The organism is Paenibacillus ilasis, assembly GCF_043195395.1.
Lineage (GTDB): Bacteria > Bacillota > Bacilli > Paenibacillales > Paenibacillaceae > Paenibacillus_AQ > Paenibacillus_AQ lautus.
Genome location: NZ_JBHDJG010000001.1, coordinates 944263 through 962272, shown reverse-complemented (window position 1 = coordinate 962272; position 18010 = coordinate 944263). Strand labels below are relative to the sequence as shown.

At 51.6% G+C, this 18010-nt stretch carries 17 protein-coding genes; 8 read left to right on the top strand and 9 right to left on the bottom strand.

From position 1 onward, the window contains the following. Window positions 1-93 precede the first annotated feature (93 nt). Together ACETK5_RS04625 and ACETK5_RS04620 are read left to right on the top strand one after the other, a co-directional pair. Window positions 94-1281, top strand: coding sequence for a putative glycoside hydrolase (locus ACETK5_RS04625; RefSeq protein WP_394054385.1), 1188 nt, complete (start codon window positions 94-96; stop codon window positions 1279-1281). A gap of 273 nt (window positions 1282-1554) precedes the next feature. Further along, window positions 1555-2931, top strand: a complete 1377-nt coding sequence (locus ACETK5_RS04620; RefSeq protein ID WP_394054384.1) for an MATE family efflux transporter — start codon at window positions 1555-1557, stop codon at window positions 2929-2931. Window positions 2932-3117: 186 nt separating this feature from the next. Here the strand turns inward: ACETK5_RS04620 and pfkA are convergent, their stop codons facing one another. Together pfkA and ACETK5_RS04610 are read right to left on the bottom strand one after the other, a co-directional pair. After that, the gene (gene pfkA, locus ACETK5_RS04615) at window positions 3118-4089 is read right to left on the bottom strand and encodes a 6-phosphofructokinase (RefSeq protein WP_100538493.1); all 972 of its coding nucleotides are present in this window, start codon (window positions 4087-4089) and stop codon (window positions 3118-3120) included. A 21-nt stretch (window positions 4090-4110) separates the two neighbouring features. Further along, complete coding sequence (locus tag ACETK5_RS04610; RefSeq protein WP_100538494.1) at window positions 4111-5193, bottom strand: tetraprenyl-beta-curcumene synthase family protein; 1083 nt, start codon at window positions 5191-5193, stop codon at window positions 4111-4113. Window positions 5194-5436: 243 nt separating this feature from the next. Between ACETK5_RS04610 and ACETK5_RS04605 the strand changes: the two genes are divergently transcribed. Continuing rightward, window positions 5437-6627 (top strand): MFS transporter, encoded by a 1191-nt coding sequence (locus tag ACETK5_RS04605; RefSeq protein WP_394054383.1) that lies wholly within the window; start codon window positions 5437-5439, stop codon window positions 6625-6627. A 196-nt stretch (window positions 6628-6823) separates the two neighbouring features. Here ACETK5_RS04605 and ACETK5_RS04600 read toward each other — a convergent pair whose 3' ends face one another. Then, window positions 6824-7021, bottom strand: a complete 198-nt coding sequence (locus ACETK5_RS04600) for a cold shock domain-containing protein (protein WP_006211711.1) — start codon at window positions 7019-7021, stop codon at window positions 6824-6826. Window positions 7022-7216: 195 nt separating this feature from the next. Between ACETK5_RS04600 and ACETK5_RS04595 the strand changes: the two genes are divergently transcribed. From ACETK5_RS04595 to ACETK5_RS04575, 5 genes are all read left to right on the top strand, one after another. Next, window positions 7217-7450, top strand: coding sequence for a hypothetical protein (locus ACETK5_RS04595; protein ID WP_100538495.1), 234 nt, complete (start codon window positions 7217-7219; stop codon window positions 7448-7450). Between the two features lie 3 nt (window positions 7451-7453). Continuing rightward, complete coding sequence (locus ACETK5_RS04590; protein WP_100538496.1) at window positions 7454-7636, top strand: hypothetical protein; 183 nt, start codon at window positions 7454-7456, stop codon at window positions 7634-7636. Between the two features lie 202 nt (window positions 7637-7838). Beyond that, the gene (gene pepF / locus ACETK5_RS04585; RefSeq protein WP_326113816.1) at window positions 7839-9629 is read left to right on the top strand and encodes an oligoendopeptidase F; all 1791 of its coding nucleotides are present in this window, start codon (window positions 7839-7841) and stop codon (window positions 9627-9629) included. 108 nt (window positions 9630-9737) lie between these two features. Continuing rightward, complete coding sequence (locus ACETK5_RS04580) at window positions 9738-10064, top strand: LapA family protein (protein ID WP_100538498.1); 327 nt, start codon at window positions 9738-9740, stop codon at window positions 10062-10064. Window positions 10065-10102: 38 nt separating this feature from the next. After that, complete coding sequence (locus ACETK5_RS04575; protein WP_100538499.1) at window positions 10103-11137, top strand: M42 family metallopeptidase; 1035 nt, start codon at window positions 10103-10105, stop codon at window positions 11135-11137. Window positions 11138-11323: 186 nt separating this feature from the next. Here ACETK5_RS04575 and taeA read toward each other — a convergent pair whose 3' ends face one another. The 6 genes from taeA to hemH all read right to left on the bottom strand — a co-directional run bounded on the left by taeA (window position 11324) and on the right by hemH (window position 18008). Further along, the gene (gene taeA / locus ACETK5_RS04570) at window positions 11324-13270 is read right to left on the bottom strand and encodes an ABC-F type ribosomal protection protein TaeA (protein WP_326113815.1); all 1947 of its coding nucleotides are present in this window, start codon (window positions 13268-13270) and stop codon (window positions 11324-11326) included. 66 nt (window positions 13271-13336) lie between these two features. Next, entirely contained in the window at window positions 13337-14143 is an 807-nt protein-coding gene (locus tag ACETK5_RS04565; RefSeq protein WP_326113814.1) for a DUF92 domain-containing protein, read from the bottom strand. 32 nt (window positions 14144-14175) lie between these two features. Next, on the bottom strand, window positions 14176-14799 hold the full coding sequence (locus ACETK5_RS04560) for a fumarylacetoacetate hydrolase family protein (protein WP_100538502.1): 624 nt from the start codon (window positions 14797-14799) through the stop codon (window positions 14176-14178). A gap of 3 nt (window positions 14800-14802) precedes the next feature. After that, window positions 14803-15576, bottom strand: a complete 774-nt coding sequence (locus ACETK5_RS04555) for a glycerophosphodiester phosphodiesterase (protein ID WP_100538503.1) — start codon at window positions 15574-15576, stop codon at window positions 14803-14805. A 32-nt stretch (window positions 15577-15608) separates the two neighbouring features. Next, the gene (locus ACETK5_RS04550; RefSeq protein WP_394054382.1) at window positions 15609-16925 is read right to left on the bottom strand and encodes a CapA family protein; all 1317 of its coding nucleotides are present in this window, start codon (window positions 16923-16925) and stop codon (window positions 15609-15611) included. Between the two features lie 141 nt (window positions 16926-17066). Next, on the bottom strand, window positions 17067-18008 hold the full coding sequence (gene hemH / locus ACETK5_RS04545; RefSeq protein WP_394054381.1) for a ferrochelatase: 942 nt from the start codon (window positions 18006-18008) through the stop codon (window positions 17067-17069). Window positions 18009-18010: the final 2 nt, after the last annotated feature.

Genomic DNA, 18010 nt, shown 5'->3' with positions numbered 1-18010 from the left:
CAATTTATTGTCGATTGTAACAATCCTGTTCTTTTTGAAGGCATCCGTTCCTTTATAATCATGATGTGAATGTACACAAGGGAGAGAGTAATTATGAATATCATCTTGGCTTTATTCATCTTAGCGTCCGCGGGCTTCGGCGGTTCCAGTCCGCAAGACAACAATCTTACCGCCAAACTTCAGGCTTCGTTAAATACCGCCATGATTCAGGGCATGCACCAAAATAACAACCAGGGTCAAGGACACTCCGGCATCAAGCCAAACACGACGGAAATCGATCCGCAGATTGACGCGCCTAAAGTCAAGGGCATTTATGTAACGGCTTATAGCGCAGGCGGCTCCAGAATGAATCAGCTCGTGGATCTTATGGACAAGACCGATCTTAATGCGATGGTCATTGACATCAAGGACGATGAAGGATACATAACGTACAAAACCGATAATCCGAAGCTGAAGGAACTCGGTAAATCCCAGCCTTTTATCAAAGACATCAAGCAGCTGATGAAGCGGCTGGAGAAACACGATATTTATCCGATCGCCAGAGTTGTCGTGTTCAAGGATACCATTCTTGCCAAGAAAAACCCGGAGCTTTCCTTCCGTAAAGGAGACGGCAGCGTCTGGACCAATGGCGGGGGCGACAGCTTCGTTAACCCGTACAGCAAAGAGGTTTGGGATTACAACATCGAAATCGCCAAGGAAGCCGCAAAACTCGGATTCAAGGAAATCCAGTTTGATTATGTCCGTTTTCCGGAGGGCTTTGAGAAACGCGCCGATTCCCTGAAATATACCAAGACGGATCAATCGCGTGTGGACGTGGTATCCGATTTTGTGCAATATGCCCGGGAAGAACTGGCGCCGCTCGGCATACGCGTATCCGTTGACATCTTCGGGTATGCTGCTTCGGTACCCGCGGCGGAAGGGATCGGCCAAGACTTCGTCAAAATTTCCAAAAACGTGGATGTCATCAGTCCGATGGTATACCCAAGCCATTACACGGCAGGCTGGTTCGGCTCCCCTGTACCGGATAAGGCTCCATACCAGACCATCAAAGGCTCCATGGAAGATACCCACAAAAAGCTGGAAGAGCTGGGGGATCAAAAACCGATCATTCGGCCTTGGATTCAGGACTTTACCGCGAGTTGGCTTGGAAGCGGAAATTATGCCAAGTACGGTAAAAAGGAAATCGAGGAGCAGATTCGCGCCCTCAAGGATACAAACGTCGATGAATATTTACTCTGGAATGCTTCCAACCGTTATACGGAAAGCGTCACTCATAAATAATTCAATTATCCATTCGTTAAGGGCCGGCCCATCAACAGGGCCGGCCCTTTCTGCGTTCAAATCGATCGGTGAGCTTACTTGACAGCAGATGCTATGATGAAGATTAGGGCCGGGCTTCGGGCCCTGAACATGCAAACCTGACGCACTCCGATTCAACCGCTGGTTGAGTTCTGGCTCGCCGCTCAATAAGCCAGTTATTGTTCCCATCCTTAGCAAGACCCTACAATATGGGGGCAGCGTCATAAAAACTACAATAAGAAAGGCACATCGCACATGCAACCGACCACTACAACACGGGGAAAGCTGAAGCAATTCGCGATTATTCTTATCCCCATTCTGATTACACAGCTAGCCTTATCGGCCATTACTTTTTTTGACACCAACATGTCCGGAAAATTCAGCTCCGCTGACTTGGCAGGCGTAGCGATCGCTACAAGCATCTGGATCCCGGTCCAAACCGGCCTCAGCGGAATTCTGATGGGGATAACCCCCATCGTTTCGCAGCTCGTTGGCGGGCGTCAGGAACATAAAGTCGCTTACCAAGTTAACCAGGCGCTCTGGCTGTCCATCTTACTCGCCATCGTCGTGCTTGGGATCGGGTATGCCGTTGTACCAGGCATTCTTGGAGCCATGAGCCTCGAGCAGGAAGTTCGGCGGATTGCCTCCCAGTTTCTCGCCGCCATATCGATCGGCATCATTCCGCTGTTCGCCTACACCGTGCTCCGCAGCTTTATCGATGCTCTGGGGCAAACTAAAATTTCCATGGTGATCACGCTGATTACCCTGCCGGTGAATGTAGGCTTGAATGCGTTATTCATTTATGGATTCTGGAGCTTTCCAAGAATGGGGGGCGTGGGCGCCGGCCTTGCTTCCGCGATTACATACTGGACCGTTCTCATCATCGCCATGGTGATCATCCATAACAATCACCCGTTCTCTCCATTCGGCATCTTCAGGCAGCTTCAGGGTGTTTCCTTGAGTGCATGGAAAAGCCTGTTAAAAATCGGCGTGCCGATCGGGTTCTCCATCTTCCTCGAGACCGCTGTTTTCGCAGCAGTGACGCTGCTCATGAGCAGCTTTGATACAGCGACCATTGCCGCACACCAAGCTGCCCTGAATTTCGCTACGACACTGTACATGCTGCCGTTAAGCATATGCATGAGTCTGACGATCCTTGTAGGCTTCGAGGCCGGCTCGGGACGCATGAAGGATGCCTGGAAGTACGCTAAACTCGGCATCAGCACAGCCGTTATCCTGTCGCTGATCACGGCTGTCATCCTGTTTATGGCCGGCCGCCAGGTCGCCGGATTATATTCCAACGAGCCTGCGGTCGTGGCGCTGATCCAGCAGTTTCTGTTGTTCGCGATCTTCTTCCAGATCTCAGACGCTATCGCCACTCCGACCCAAGGGGCGCTGCGGGGCTATAAGGACGTTAATGTCGCTTTCATGCTCGCTTTTTTGTCGTTCTGGGTGATTGGCCTGCCAGTAGGATATGTGCTCGCCAACTACACCGATTGGCAAGCCTTCGGCTACTGGATCGGCTTAATCACGGGCCTTGCCGTCGGCGCTGCCCTGATGCTGATGCGTCTGGTCAAAGTTCAACGCAAGTTCGCACGTCAAGTCAATGCGCAAGCCCGATCCGCATCCTAAACGTCTATCGACGTACTTCTCAGAAGACAGACCGCTTCTAGCGGATTTTTCTTGCGAGACAGGGATGATAAACCTCTAAAGTGTATACTTTCTCATCGCTAAAAAAAGACCGTCTCCATGCAGAATGCGTTCTGCAATGGGAGACGGTCTTTTTGCTTATCGTCCGAAATTAGGACACGGCCTAATTTATTGGGATAATCGCAATGCCAAATCATATAGTTCACGGTTAAATTCTTTCTTCGTATTAACGACCTTGTCAATATCCGTGAGGACCAGCTCACCCTTGATGATACCGCATCCTTTATCGGATTGGCCGTCAATCAGACTGCGAACTGCAAAATCGCCAAGACGGCTTGCCAGGTTGCGGTCAAACGGAGTCGGAGCTCCACCGCGCTGGATATGTCCGAGCACCGTTACCCGTGCATCGATCGAGGCATGGCACTCTTTAAGATCACATACGATGTCCTCGCCGCGTCCGACGCCTTCCGCTACGATGATGATACTGTGACGCTTGCCTTTTGCGAAATTTTCGCGCAAACGGGTTGCCACTTCATCAAGGTTGTATTCCACTTCCGGCACCAGAATGGTCTCTGCGCCTGAAGCAAGGCCCGCATGGAGCGCAATGTCGCCGCAGTGGCGTCCCATAACCTCTACAACGGACGAGCGCGCATGGGAAGACATCGTGTCACGCAGTTTGTTAACGGCGTCTACAACAACGCTCACGGCTGTATCAAAGCCGATCGTATAATCCGTAAAGGAAATATCGTTATCAATCGTTCCAGGAAGGCCCATCGTTTTGATTCCGAGTTTGCTGAGCTTGTTCGCCCCATGGTAAGAACCGTCCCCACCGATAACGACCAGCCCGTCGATGCCATGCTGATTCAGAATCTCGGCACCCTTCTGCTGCCCTTCCGCCGTCTTGAACTCTTCACAACGGGCGGAACGAAGGATCGTGCCTCCGCGCTGGATGATATCCCCTACGCTGCGAAGATCCATTTTGACAATGTCGTTCTCCAGAAGTCCTTGGTAACCGCGCTGAATGCCATATACTTCAAGACCATAATACAGACCGCTGCGTACAACGGCGCGAAGCGCCGCGTTCATCCCTTGGGAATCGCCACCACTTGTAAGAACTGCAATTTTTTTAACCTCTGCCATGTTTCTTTTCCTCCTTCAATGTCACTCATGCTTATGCTTGCGAATCCATCGGCTGTTGACGTAGAAAAAGATCCGGGTCATCGGACTCTTCTTCATCAAACGTTTGGATACGGAGCGAACCAGTTGCTGCTCGCTGACTTTTGGATCGGATAAATATAACGCCAGTAACCCCTCAATGATCATACGATGAAAAGGGGTCGAGGGAATTGTTCTGACATCCTTCCGGGCCCACTCAACAATGGAAGCTATACGGTTCAGCATCGTATCGGCATCTTCGTAATAATTACAAAAGTTCAGATCGCCGCCCAGCCTGTCTTCGTCTTGATCAATAAGATAATCCAGCATAATGTGGAGACTGCATACATTCGGAAAATAAGACGCATGAATGGACGAAGCATCCTCGTCATCCAGAAACGGATCGGTTGCAGCCAAGAATAGCATGAACACACCCAAGGTTGATCCCGTTGCTGCCGCAAACTCATTCCACCGCAGATGCGGTGTCCGGTGAGCATGCAGGGACCACCATTCAAGCAATGCCGCTTCCCTCTTATCCGGATGGATGTGCTTGTATACCTGCAAATCGGTATACAGCCCAGCCAAATCCCTTATGTAGGGCTTTGCCGCTTCATACCCTGATAATTGACCGATGCAATCCCGGCATTTCTGGACAAGACGGAGAAGGTAACCTCCATCCTCCCTTTCGGTCCGGAGTGCGTAATAATCGGCCGGCTCAGTCTCAGGCGTAACGGCATCCAGCATCGACTGATGGAGCTGTCTGAAATCCGCTGGGTCCAGCGAAGTACTACGGTCACATAAATTATCGAGATAATCGCTAATTGTCTGGTAAGCTACAATCAATGGAATGAGAATATGCTTCTCCGGCAGATTGGCTGCGGCATACACCGCACCGCCCTGGCAGTGGAATCTTTTGTTATCTATACTGGCCAGTGCCTGCTTTCGTAGCTCCTCATCCGGAATTTGCTCAGCCTCCCGGCGCCACTTCTCCAATTCGATCCGCACTTCCGGGAGTATGAATTTGTACACCCGGCTCATCAGCCCGACCGGACTGCGCGGAACCTTACGGCTTAGCTCTTGATTATTCAATGAACTCTGCCTCCACATGGTTGTCTTTTTATCCCTATCCAAATCAAACCTATTATAATATGATCGTTCATTTTGCACAAATAACACAAATCATTGACGGCGTAGGGTAGTTGAGCGCGTCCTATTATCCATCTATCTCCATTCTGCGATATGTTATATACTAGTCGGAGCTGAATAACAGACCATGAACCTCACGAATTGCGTATATGCGCCGGGTTCATAAAAAGAACGGAGAACCCCAGCATGAAACTTCCCGCTACGAAAAGACCGGATCAGAATTGGCTGCGCGCCTTTATGTTTACGATATTTGGCACGACAGCTCTCGTCATTTCCTATTTCCCGCTATATTTCAAAGAAATCGGCTTCAGCAGCGCACAGATCGGTTATCTGTATGCCATCGGCCCGCTTATATCCATGTTCTCCAATATGATTTGGAGTTACACGAGCGACAAATACCGGACCATCAAACGCATTATGAACATTCTGATAATCGGTCAGCTTGTCACGATGCTTGTTTTGTGGCAGGTTGCAAGCTTCGGCGTTGTATTGATTACAATCAGTTTGTTTTATTTTTTCTACTATCCGGTCTATCCCCTGGCGGATACAATGGCGATCCAAACGGCACAGAGGTACGGTCGCAGCTTTACCGTCATTCGCGTATTCGGCTCACTCGGCTACGCGTTCTTCGCGCTTGCTATTGGATATGCCATCGGTGCCGCGGGCGCATCGGCCACACTGGCCATCGGCATCGGAATCGGCGTGTTCACGCTGCTCTGCTCGTTTCTTCTCCGCGACGGAGTTGCTGCGAAGTCGGAGGCTGTCGAACTGGCAGCCCTCCTCAAGATATTGCGTTCCAAAGAAATATTGTGGTTCTTCGGCTGCTCGTTCTGTCTTGCCATCGCCCACCGTATGAACGAAGCCTTCCTCACGCTTACCTTATCCGACCTGGGTGCAGGCGAAGGACTCATCGGCTGGTCCTTGATGGTCTCGGCTGCCAGCGAGATCCCGATCTTCTTCCTGCTAAGCAAGTATGGCGACAAGATGAAGGAGCTTCCCCTGCTGGCTTTTGCAAGCCTGATGTTCGCGCTCCGTTTCCTGCTCATGGCCCTTGCAGCTGACCCGTTGTCCGTACTCGCGGTTCAGTCGCTTCACAGCATTACGTTCGGCGTGTTCTATGTAACCGCCGTGCGGTATATTACCCGGATCATCCCTTGGCAGTACCGCGCGACCGGCATGGCTCTATTCGTTATCTTCTGGTCAAGCGTTTCAGGACTTCTCAGCGGAGCCTTCGGCGGTTTGCTGTTCGAAGCCGCAGGAAGACCCACCTTCTATCAGCTCGCTGCCCTCTTGGCCTTTGTCGCTGGTCTAGGGTTTCTTTACCGGCACCTCTTTGCCAAGCCGGAGGATATGAATGTCGGCGGGATCAGCGTTTAGACTACCCGCTTGCATTTTCCTCCCTTGCTCCAAAAACAGCAAAGGCAAGTACGGACCAGATATTCATCCGTACTTGCCTTTGCTTACTGATGACAATGGCTTGACCCATCGGAACACAAAAAAGCACAGTTCTCTAAACCGAGAACTGTGCTTCATGCCTTGGTAATTCTATAAGATCTCCGTATTGGGAGCTAACTTACAGTTTTGTTACGTTGGCTGCTTGAGGACCACGGTTACCTTCAGTGATGTCGAACTCAACCGCTTGACCTTCTTCCAAACTCTTGAAGCCTTCTTCTTGAATTGCGGAGAAGTGTACGAATACATCCTCGCCACCTTCAACGGAAATGAAGCCGTAACCTTTTTCTGCGTTAAACCATTTAACTGTACCTTTCAAATGAACAACCTCCTAAAAATACCGCCATCTATGGCGAATATCCATATTATATCCCATGTTTTCTGACAATGCAATCCGTCAATTCGCCCTAAGGGGCTTTTTTTGAGCCACTATTTAACAGAAGATTATTTGCTTTTACGCCCGCGAGTGCGTTATCATTTACCCAAAAGCCTAAGTAGCAAACGGAGAATGCATATGATCAAAAAACATGAAATATACAAAAAAGACAAGTGGAACATGATGACGGTTGAAGTTCAGGGCCGGTACATCGTTCTCCGCGAAATTTCGGACCAGTGGGGTGAAGAGACCCATACCTTTATGAGTCGGCCAGCCTTGATGCACTGGGCTCAAAACCGTTTCCCCAAAGCAGATTTTGAAGGCCGGGAAGATGAGTGGAGAGACATGATGGCTGCTTTTAAGCAGGTGTAGAGCATGGATTATACGAATATCGTCATCTTCATTATCCTCGCGTTCAGTCTCGGTGCCATCATGATCATGTACCGGGATAAGATACCGCCAAGACTGAGGAAGGGGATGGCCCTGATTGCCGTCGCCTTCATCTTGTTTGCCTTTTACCTTATTGTATACAGCTTCTTGAATCTGGGTTCCTCGTAAATTTATAGGATGAAAGTGGCGGGTACGCGGCATACTATCGCTCGGATGCTTCAATTCGAGGAGGTATGATGCCATGAGAGGCGCCAAGGTGCTCTGCATTACGATTGCAATCAGCCTGATCGCTCTTTCGACTACCCGCAACGAAGTCTTATCTGAAGGAACCCGGACTCCAACTAATACCTATCATTCAAGGAGGATTTCCATGGAACAATTGTTAAAACGCGCTGATGTCCCTAAAGAGCATCAATGGAAGCTTGAAGATTTATTCGCTGACCAGAAGGCTTGGGATGCGAGCTTTGCGGAGCTGAAGAATCTTCTGAAACGCACAGCCGATTATCAAGGCAAGTTAACCAACGCAGCTTCCATCAAGGAATGCTTCGAGCTCGAAGACGAAATCTCATATCACGCCGAACGCTTATACGTATATGCCCATATGCACCATGATGAGGATACGGCAAACCCTACATATCAAGCACTGACTGCCAAAGCCAAGAAACTGAACGTGGAAGCCGGAGAAGCCCTCTCCTTCATCACACCTGAAATTCTGTCCCTGTCCGAAGCGGAACTGGATAAACTGATCGATGACCCTTCCCTCAAGGAATTCAAATTCACGCTGACCGAAATGAAACGGGAGAAAGCGCACGTTCTGTCCAAGACGGAAGAAGCGCTGCTGGCTCAAGTCGGCAACCTCTCCTCTGCGCCGCAGACCATTTTCGGCATGCTTAACAATGCGGATATGAAATTCCCGAAAATCAAAAACGAGGACGGCAAGGACGTCGAGCTCACGCACGGCAACTATATTCAATTCCTGGAAAGCCCGAACCGCGAAGTTCGTGAGCGTGCTTTCAAAGCCGTGTACGAAACCTACGGCAAGCAGAAAAACACGATCGCAGCTACGCTGAGTGCCAATGTAAACAAAAATATCTTCTATTCCCGCGTGCGCAAGTACCCTTCCGTTCTCGAAATGGCGCTCTATGGCGATAACATTCCGAAGGAAGTTTACACCAACCTGATCGACACGATTCACGAGAGCCTGCCGCTTCTCCACCGCTACATGGAGCTCCGCAAGAAGCTGCTGGGCGTGGATGAGCTTCACATGTACGATTTGTTCGCTCCGCTCGTAGAAGAGTACAAGTGGGATATTACTTACGAAGAAGCGAAGCAAATGACCAAGGAAGGTCTTACGCCGCTGGGCGAAGATTATCTGAGCAGCCTGCAAGCAGGATACGACAATGGCTGGATCGATGTATACGAGAACGAGAACAAACGGACGGGCGCGTACAGCTGGGGCGCTTACGGCACCCATCCTTATGTGCTGCTGAACCATAAAGATAACCTGAACAGCATGTTTACCCTTGCTCATGAGATGGGTCATGCGCTTCACTCTTACTATTCCGACAATGCCCTGAAATACCGCGACGCCCAGTACACCATCTTCCTGGCTGAAGTGGCATCCACCACGAACGAGGCGCTGCTGATGGATTACTTGCTGAAAAACGCCAAGGATCCGAAGCAGAAAATGTACCTGCTCACCTACTATGCCGATCAATTCCGGACCACGGTATTCCGTCAAACGATGTTTGCCGAATTCGAGAAGATTGTGCACGAACGCGCAGAGAGCGGCGAATCCCTGACTCCTCAGGATCTATCCGACATCTATTATGAGCTGAACGTGAAATATCACGGCAAAGGCATGCAGGTGGATAAGGAGATCGGCATGGAATGGGCGCGGATTCCTCATTTCTACAACAGCTTTTATGTATACAAATACGCGACCGGCTTCTCGGCTGCGACCAGCTTCTCCAAGCAAATCCTGGAGGAAGGCCAGCCTGCCGTTGACCGTTACCTCGGCTTCCTGAAGAGCGGCGGCAGCGATTACTCCATTAACATTCTCAAGAAGGCCGGCGTGGATATGTCCTCACCGGAGCCGATTCGCGAGGCGATGAGCGTGTTTGAAGACATCATCAGCCAGATGGAGCAATTGACGAAATAAACATCCACTATTGCAGGAGGAGCGAATCCCAATTGACCAGTGGAATAAAATCCCTTGCCCTTTACAGGCAAGGGATTTTATACTGTTTGGAGGAAGGAGGTGTTCCCCATGAAAATTCAATGGTCGCTAATCGCAGCCTTATTGTTTGCCTTGATTACGGCTGTATTCGCCGTCATCAACGTCAATCCGGTCGCAGTCAATCTGTTATTCGGCACCGTCAATGTACCGCTGATTCTGCTGATTATCGGGTGCTCGCTGATCGGGGGACTCATTGTCGGTACGTTCGGCATTTACCGTCAATATCAAATGCAGAAGGAGATCCGTTCGTTAGCGGAGCAACTTATACATATCCGTGAAGTAACGGGATACACCCCGGAAGTACAAGCTGCGGAAGAGGAAAGCAAGAAAGAACAAAAGGACGCCCCCGCTGAATAGGGCAGGTGTTCGATTGAACCAAGGAGGCTTAACAATTCGTGTCGATACAACCGAATGAAACTTATGTGCTGGACCTGCTAAAAGAACTGCTCGATACTCCGAGCCCTACGGGTTATACCCAAGACATTATGAAGCGGATCGAACAGGAAGCCGCAACGCTTGATGTTTCGCTGGAATGGAATGAAAAAGGCGGTGCCATTCTGTCCGTTCCAGGACAAGACGGCAGCCGTACGGTTGGTCTGAGCGCTCATGTGGACACACTTGGCGCGATGGTTCGTGCCGTGAAATCAGAGGGCACACTCCGCCTTACCTCCGTTGGCGGATACATGATGAACAGCATTGAGAATGAATACTGCATCATCCATACTCGCAGCGGCAAGAAATATACAGGCACCATCCTGTCTACCCATCCTTCCGTTCACGTGTACAGCGATGCACGCGATTTCAAGCGCCAGGAAGCCCATATGGAGGTCCGGATCGACGAATTGGTGGAGTCGGCCGATGATGTGAAGAAACTCGGCATCGGGGTTGGAGATTTTGTTTCCTTTGATGCCCGTCCGGTCATTACGCCAAGCGGTTACATCAAATCGCGCCATCTGGATGACAAAGCCAGTGTCGCCGCACTCTTCGGCTTGCTCGAAAGCATGAAGCGGGATAACTGGAAGCCTAAACACAATGTGAAGCTTCTCATCTCGAACTATGAAGAAGTGGGACATGGCGCTGCCTATATTCCTGCCGACATCAACGAAATGATTGCGGTCGATATGGGCTGCATCGGCGATGACCTGAGCTGCAAGGAAACCGATGTGTCCATCTGCGCGAAGGATTCTTCCGGTCCCTACGACTATGACATGACCAGCCGTTTGATCCAGCTGGCCGAAAGCGAAGGCATTGCTTATGCGGTGGATGTCTACCCTCATTACGGCTCTGACGCTTCCGCTGCGCTCTCCGCAGGCAGCAATATCAAGGCCGCGCTGATTGGTCCCGGCGTTCATGCATCCCACGCGATGGAAAGAACGCATAAACAAGCCGTTCTTAACACCGTCAAACTGCTCGCAGCTTACGTAAAGTAAATCATTCATAACCAACGTCTATCCACGTACTTGCACAAAAGACCGTCCGCGTTTGGTGGATGTTGTTCTTACGATGATCAAAATGGTTCAGACTTCGCTGAAACCTGATACTAACAAAGGGGCGTCCCGCCAAGGCATTATGCCTGGGGACACCCCTTTTGCTATTGATATGGATCGCTTGAATCATTACAATTTCTTGCTCTGTTCAATCTTCTCTGCGAGCTCGTTCAGATAGGTCCAGCGCTCCATCAGATGCTCCAGCTCACGCTCCGTTTCTTCCTGAGCCTTCATCAGCTCCTGAAGCCTGGCTGCGTCGCTGCCGGCGGTCTCCATCTCCGATTGAATGGATGCCAGCTTGCTCTCGGTATCCTCGATGAGACCGTCAATCTGCTCATACTCCCGTTGTTCTTTATAACTGAATTTCAAGCGCTCCCGCGGCGCTTCTTTAGCCGAGCTGTTGTCCGAACCTCCATTATCCCCCGACGCTGACTTGAAACTGGATGCTTCCGTCTTGCTCCCGGCAGCTTCACCGCCATGACGCTGCATCCATTCCGCATATTCGCTGTAGGAGCCAACATGGACACGAATCTGACCCTTGCCCTCAAACGCCATAATCTTGTCCACCGTTCGATCCAGGAAAAAACGATCATGGGATACTACGATACAGACGCCCGGGAACTCATCCAAATACTGTTCCAGGACGGACAATGTCTGAATGTCCAAATCATTCGTCGGTTCATCCAGCAGCAGCACATTCGGCGCGCTCATCAGCACCCGCAGCAGATACAACCGTCGCTTCTCTCCTCCGGACAGCTTCGCAATCGGCGTCCACTGCAGCGCGGGCGGGAACAGGAATCGCTCCAGCATCTGGGCCGCGGTAATCGCCGAGCCGTCCGCCGTGCGGACAACCTCCGCCTCATCCTTGATATACTCAATCACGCGCTGACTGCCATCCATCTCCTGATGCTCCTGCGTGAAATAACCGAGCTTGACCGTCGGTCCGAGCACGACTTCCCCGCCATCCGGCTGAATCCGTCCGGCAATCAGATTGAGCAGCGTGGATTTGCCGCTGCCGTTCGGGCCTACGATACCAATCCGATCCTCGGGAACGGCAATGTAGGAAAAGTCCTGAATTAACGTTTTGTCGTCAATCTTCTTCTGGAGACCTTCGATCTCCAGAATTTTGCGTCCCAAGCGGGTGGAAGCGACCGATACGTCCAGCTCACCGGAGCTGTGTACCATCTCCTGATCCTTGAGCTTCTCGAAACGCTCAATTCTCGCCTTCTGCTTGGTTGTACGGGCCTTGGCACCTCTGCGAATCCAAGCCAGCTCGCTCCGCAGCAAATTCTGGCGCTTCTGCTCGGAAGCGGCCTCACGCTCCTCACGTTCTGCCTTCAGCTCCAGAAAACGGCTGTAATTCGCCTCATATCGGAACAGCCGTCCGTGATCCAGCTCCAGCATGACATTGGCCACCCGATCCAGAAAATACCGGTCATGCGTAATCATGAGCAGCGCACCGCGGCGCTTCTGCAAATACTGCTCCAGCCAGGCGACGGATTCATTGTCGATATGGTTCGTCGGCTCGTCCAATATGAGCAAATCGGAAGGCTGGATCAAAGCGGCGGCTAATGCCACCCGCTTACGCTGGCCGCCTGAGAGCGTCCCCATCTTCGCGTCATAATTCCGGATGCCCAGCTTGGACAGGATGGTTTTCGCATCGCTTTCTAGCTGCCACGCCTGCAGCGTATCGAGCGTCTGATTGAGCTTCAGCAGTTTCTGCTGCAGCTCCTCATGACTTGGATGCAGCTCCAGCAGCTCCATCGTTTCGGTGTACTCCCGCACCGCCTTCATCTCCGGAAGATCGCCCTCAAACACCTGCTGCAGGACGGTTTTGTCCGGATCAAACTCCGGGTTCTGTGCCAGGTAACGCACCCGGATGCGATTGCCCATCGATACTTTACCGGAGTCGGGCGGCTCGATCCCTGCGATGACGCGCAGAAATGTGGATTTCCCCGTGCCGTTAACTCCGATAATGCCGATTTTATCCTGATCCTCCATTCCGAAGGACGCATCTTGAAACAGAATTTTGTCTCCATAACTTTTTGTTACCTGTTCGACGGTCAAAATATTCATTGTTATGATCCCTACTTACATCTATAGATTTCGTTGATTCGTTGTTTCATCGGTAAGATGGATACATTATAACGCAATAAGCACTGCAATCCCATAAGCTGCCGCGCCGCCGAGAAGTGAGCTGACCAGATTAACTGCATCGTTGGACATCCAGGCAGCGCCGCGCGTACGCACGGTATCTTCACCACAGTGATGAGATACTTCCACCGATTTACCGCACACACGGCAGCGATACATCACTTGTAAGGTCGCTCCGAGATACGAATCGGCAAAAGCTCCTACCAATCCACCCGCAAGGGCTGCAAGGACATACGGCAATATCTCTGCATTCATGCCGCTCCATCCGGCAAGCAGCCATCCGCCTGCGCCTATCAGTATGCTCCCTACCGCTGCAGCCGTGGAGCCGACCCAGGAGACGCCGCCGGATTCCCCGGCGGTCAGTACCTTGCCGTTCAGCACGGAGCGCGGAGGCTTCCGGCTAAGGCTGCCTACCTCCGTGGCCCAGGTATCCGCCGTTACCGTAGCCATCACACCTATAAACAGGAATACCCACAGATCGGACGGAAACCATGCATTTAACAGACATAGCACCATGCCGATGCCGCCATTGGCGAATACCTGGCCCGCGTCCCGCCGGCCGGTCTTGGCATAGGATTTTTCCAGGTCTGCCTTCCGCTGCTTCCCGTATCGGGAAAGCAGTGTGGACGTAATGAAAAAAAGAAGCAGGGTTCCGAACCAAAACACGTTCCCTGCTCCGTAATATATGGTACCCATCAGAATAGCGGCTGCGGCTCCGGATTCCGATAGCGATCGTTTCCTGTACGCGGCTCCTGCCACGATAAGGGCACCTGCCGCTCCGATCAGCCAATCCATCTGTGACCCCTCCCATGTTAAAGCATATCAGATTACCCGATTTCGCAGCGGCCCAGACGGACATCTCCCCAGTACAATTCGAACACGTCGCCGGATTCCGTCGGTCCTACGCCAGCCGGCGTACCCGTGAAGATTAAATCACCCTGGCCAAGGCCATAATGCTCGCCGATGTAATCGATGATGCGCTGGAGGGAGAAGATCATATCCTTCACATTCCCGCGCTGTACTTCTTCGCCGTTCTTCCTTACGGTAAAATCCATATCCGCCAGCTTCGCGGTTCCGGGAAACGTAATGGATGGCGTAAGCGGTGCGGAAGATTTAAACGCTTTTGCCGCGGTCCAAGGATGTCCCTTCTCCTTAATGACCGACTGTACGTCACGCAGCGTGAAGTCGATGCCAAGGGCCATCGTTTTTACAAGCTCATCAACACTTTTACCTGGCGCGTAATCCTCCGCGAGCTGTATAACAAGCTCGCCTTCAAAATGAAGACTGCCGCGGTCCATCGGCAGCTTCAGCACGCTGCCGTCCAGCGGAACGACGGCATGCGACGGTTTTAGAAATATCATCGGCTCTTCCGGTACGGCATTGCCGAGCTCCGCCGCATGCAATTGATAATTACGACCTACACAATAAACGTTATTCACCAGGGCACACATACATTAAAACCTCCATTTTCTTCGCCAGAATGGAACTTTGGGTGCTATTTTATTAATAAAAATCTGACCCCAAGTATCGGGGCGGTTCGTACAGATCATGATGGCGGGATTCATTCGAGCGAGCGATCTCATGCTCTTCGCATCATCCACCGTCCAGGCCATCGGCGTAATGCCGTTCTTCACCAAATCCGACGCGAAGGCCGCATCCAGATGGGAGTAGCCGATGGATAAAAAGGAGCATTTCATTTGCTTCAAGCGTGCTACCAAATTGCGAGGATGCGCATCGATAATAAGTCCGGTTTTCACTTCAGGATCCAATTCCTTCGCTTTGATCAAGGCTTTCGGTTCAAAGGAAGTAAGCACCACATCCGAAAGCATCCGGTGGGCATGAATCCGTTCCAAAACGGCTTTCTCAAGACCGGGATACATGTCTCCGCTCGTTTTGAGTTCGATATTAAGCTTCAATCGGCCTTTGACAAGCTGCAGGACTTCATCGAGCGAGGGTACCTGCTCTCCCCTGAATTGGCGTCCCTTCCATTCGCCGGCGTCCATCCTACGGATTTGCTGCCAGGTCAGATCCTTCACCTTGCCCTTCCCGGTCGTCGTACGATCCACGCTGAAGTCATGTATCACGACAGGGACCCCGTCCTGAGTCAGTTGCACATCAATTTCCATCCAATGCACGAAGGGTTCATCCATCGCCATCTGAATGGCTGCGCGCGTATTTTCAGGTGCTTTACCGGAGAACCCCCGGTGAGCCACACATAAATTATTCATGGTGGGACCTCCTTGATGTAACATTTAACGAATTATTCCACAGCCTTGCCTGCTATAACTTCACCATCAAGCGCTATTTTGACACCGCCGACGGAGCGCTTCTCCACCTCTTTCAGCAAGTCTTCAGCTTCTTTGCCTTCAAGCGGGATGACCTGTCCGATCTCCGTACGGTAAGGCGTCAGCTTCAAGTCACAGTCTCCTTGGTTGCTGCATGATACCTGGAATACGGCTGTTTTCCACGTATCTTCATTCGACGATTTGGTAAATATGAAATTGCCGGTACTATACGCAATCCACTTGCCTTTGTACTGCTCCAATCCCTGCAGCACATGGGGGTGCCCGCCGATAATCAGGTCAGCCCCACCGTCAATGAACGCGCGTGACAGATTGATCTGATGTACATTCGGCGCCTTATGAAGCTCCTCTCCCCAATGGGCAATCACGACCACCAGATCGGCTTTGGAACGTGCCGCCTGAATCGCTTCAACCGCCTTGGGAAGCACATGATCATAAGCCCCGGCCACCCCCGGCCTGTTTTCCAGCGCGTACCAGGTCGTCTCCGGAAGCACACGGCTGAATCCAAGCAATGCAACCGTCATGCCCTGAAGCTCGAAATACTGGGGCGCGAAGGCTTCTTCCTCATTCCGTCCTGCCCCCACGTAACGGATATCATGGTCCTTCAGATGCTTCAGGGTATCCAAAAGTCCTTCTTGGCCTTGATCCAGGATGTGATTGTTAGCCAGATTAACGGCCTCTACCCCGGCATCTCGAAGGGCCGGCAATACGTCCGGCGAGGACTTGAATACGAATTTCTTATTGGCGGCGCCAACGCCTCCGTTCGTAACGGGCGTTTCCAGATTAAGAACGGTCAAATCATCCTCCAGAAATGCCGTACCCAGATGCTTGTAGGGATAATCATACCCGTGATTCTTCAGCACATCCTCTACTTTGCCCGAAAACAAGGTATCCCCGGCAAAATGCATCACCACCCGCTTGGCGGTAGCGGAATCGGCAGGATCCTCTGCTGCGCTGCCTTCCGGCTCGGTCATATCGGAACCTGGGGGTTCGCCGGTCTCCGTCGTCTTTGGAGGCTTCGGATCCGCCCCCTCACCGTCAGCTTGTTGTCCGGAGCCTGGGCTATCCGTTCGATCCCCTTCCATGCCAAATTCCGGCATACCAGGCAGATAAGCCGTTTGCTGAACAGGATCTTCCTTAAATTTAAAATGATAGACAAGCAAAGCAGCGATCATAACAATCAGACATAAGTTAAGTATGATCCAAACCTGTCCGGTTCGCTGCTTACGGGCCTTCTTTTCGGCCTTGCTTTTCTCTGATCGTGACAGATGCATAGGTCACTCCTTTATTCCCTTATGAGCTCGCGTAATAAGTCGCTCCCCCCATTATACCAGCTTCCCTATAAAGAATAGAACCCCCCGTCGCCGGGGAGTTCATATCTAAGCATTCTATTCGAATTTCGGGTAATAACGGATTTACAGGCCTATCAAGGTGATCACGGAATCACTGAGCGCTTCCATGTAAAGCGGGTCGCTGTTCAAGGAGTCGATGCGCTCGAGCCGCATATCCATTTCTTTGGCAATGCTCTTGGCTTCAATATCCAGATCATACAGGACTTCAAGATGATCCGAGACAAAACCGACCGGCGCAACCAGCACATCCTCGACCTGTTCTTCTTTATTCAGTGTTTGCAGCGTATCCAGAATGTCCGGACCCAGCCAAGGCTCCGCCGTCCGGCCAGCGCTTTGCCATGTGAACTGCCACTGCTTGACGCCTGCCTGTTCGGCTACGGCTTTGGATGTCTCAAGCAGCTGCTCCTGGTAAGGATCTCCGATGGACAAGATGCGTTCCGGGAGGCTGTGAGCACTGAACAGCACTCTCACGCTGTCCCGGTCAGCCCCTGCTTCCTCGAACTGGTTCAGCTTGGCGGACACCCGATCGGCAAAGGACTCGATCAGTTTCGGATGCATGTGATAGCTCTCCACAAACGAAATCTCAAGTCCCAGCTCATCCGCTTTGGCCTGAGCGCGCTTCACGTAGGATCCGATGCTCATGGTGGAGTAATGAGGAGCCAGCACAATGCCGACGGCTTCCTTAATGCCGTCCCGGACCATTTGCTCAACGCCATCTTCGATGTACGGAGCTGCGTGCTTCAGTCCCTGATAGCATACAAACTCAAGATCGATCGCGCGAGGATCCGCATTTAATGTATCCTGCAGTGTGCGTACCTGCCGGTCGGTATTCTCGCGGAGTGGAAACACGCCCCCCACAATCGCCTCATAGCGGTCTGTCAGCTCCTTGAGCTGCTCCTCCGACGGCTTATTCCCGCGACGGATGTGGGTATAATAACTCTCGATTCCTTCCATGCTCTCCGGAGTGCCGTAGGACATAACCAAAACGCCAATCTTGTTCTTCATAC

What these genes read in the sequence shown, in the direction of transcription:
- pepF (WP_326113816.1), top strand. Translation starts at nt 7,839, where the DNA reads ATGGAACAATTGTTAAAACGCGCTGATGTCCCTAAAGAGCATCAATGG.
- ACETK5_RS04620 (WP_394054384.1), top strand. Translation starts at nt 1,555, where the DNA reads ATGCAACCGACCACTACAACACGGGGAAAGCTGAAGCAATTCGCGATT.
- ACETK5_RS04550 (WP_394054382.1), bottom strand. Translation starts at nt 16,925, where the DNA reads ATGCATCTGTCACGATCAGAGAAAAGCAAGGCCGAAAAGAAGGCCCGT.
- ACETK5_RS04560 (WP_100538502.1), bottom strand. Translation starts at nt 14,799, where the DNA reads ATGTGTGCCCTGGTGAATAACGTTTATTGTGTAGGTCGTAATTATCAA.
- pfkA (WP_100538493.1), bottom strand. Translation starts at nt 4,089, where the DNA reads ATGGCAGAGGTTAAAAAAATTGCAGTTCTTACAAGTGGTGGCGATTCC.
- ACETK5_RS04565 (WP_326113814.1), bottom strand. Translation starts at nt 14,143, where the DNA reads ATGGATTGGCTGATCGGAGCGGCAGGTGCCCTTATCGTGGCAGGAGCC.
- ACETK5_RS04595 (WP_100538495.1), top strand. Translation starts at nt 7,217, where the DNA reads ATGATCAAAAAACATGAAATATACAAAAAAGACAAGTGGAACATGATG.
- taeA (WP_326113815.1), bottom strand. Translation starts at nt 13,270, where the DNA reads ATGAATATTTTGACCGTCGAACAGGTAACAAAAAGTTATGGAGACAAA.
- ACETK5_RS04580 (WP_100538498.1), top strand. Translation starts at nt 9,738, where the DNA reads ATGAAAATTCAATGGTCGCTAATCGCAGCCTTATTGTTTGCCTTGATT.
- ACETK5_RS04555 (WP_100538503.1), bottom strand. Translation starts at nt 15,576, where the DNA reads ATGAATAATTTATGTGTGGCTCACCGGGGGTTCTCCGGTAAAGCACCT.
- ACETK5_RS04625 (WP_394054385.1), top strand. Translation starts at nt 94, where the DNA reads ATGAATATCATCTTGGCTTTATTCATCTTAGCGTCCGCGGGCTTCGGC.
- ACETK5_RS04605 (WP_394054383.1), top strand. Translation starts at nt 5,437, where the DNA reads ATGAAACTTCCCGCTACGAAAAGACCGGATCAGAATTGGCTGCGCGCC.
- hemH (WP_394054381.1), bottom strand. Translation starts at nt 18,008, where the DNA reads ATGAAGAACAAGATTGGCGTTTTGGTTATGTCCTACGGCACTCCGGAG.
- ACETK5_RS04590 (WP_100538496.1), top strand. Translation starts at nt 7,454, where the DNA reads ATGGATTATACGAATATCGTCATCTTCATTATCCTCGCGTTCAGTCTC.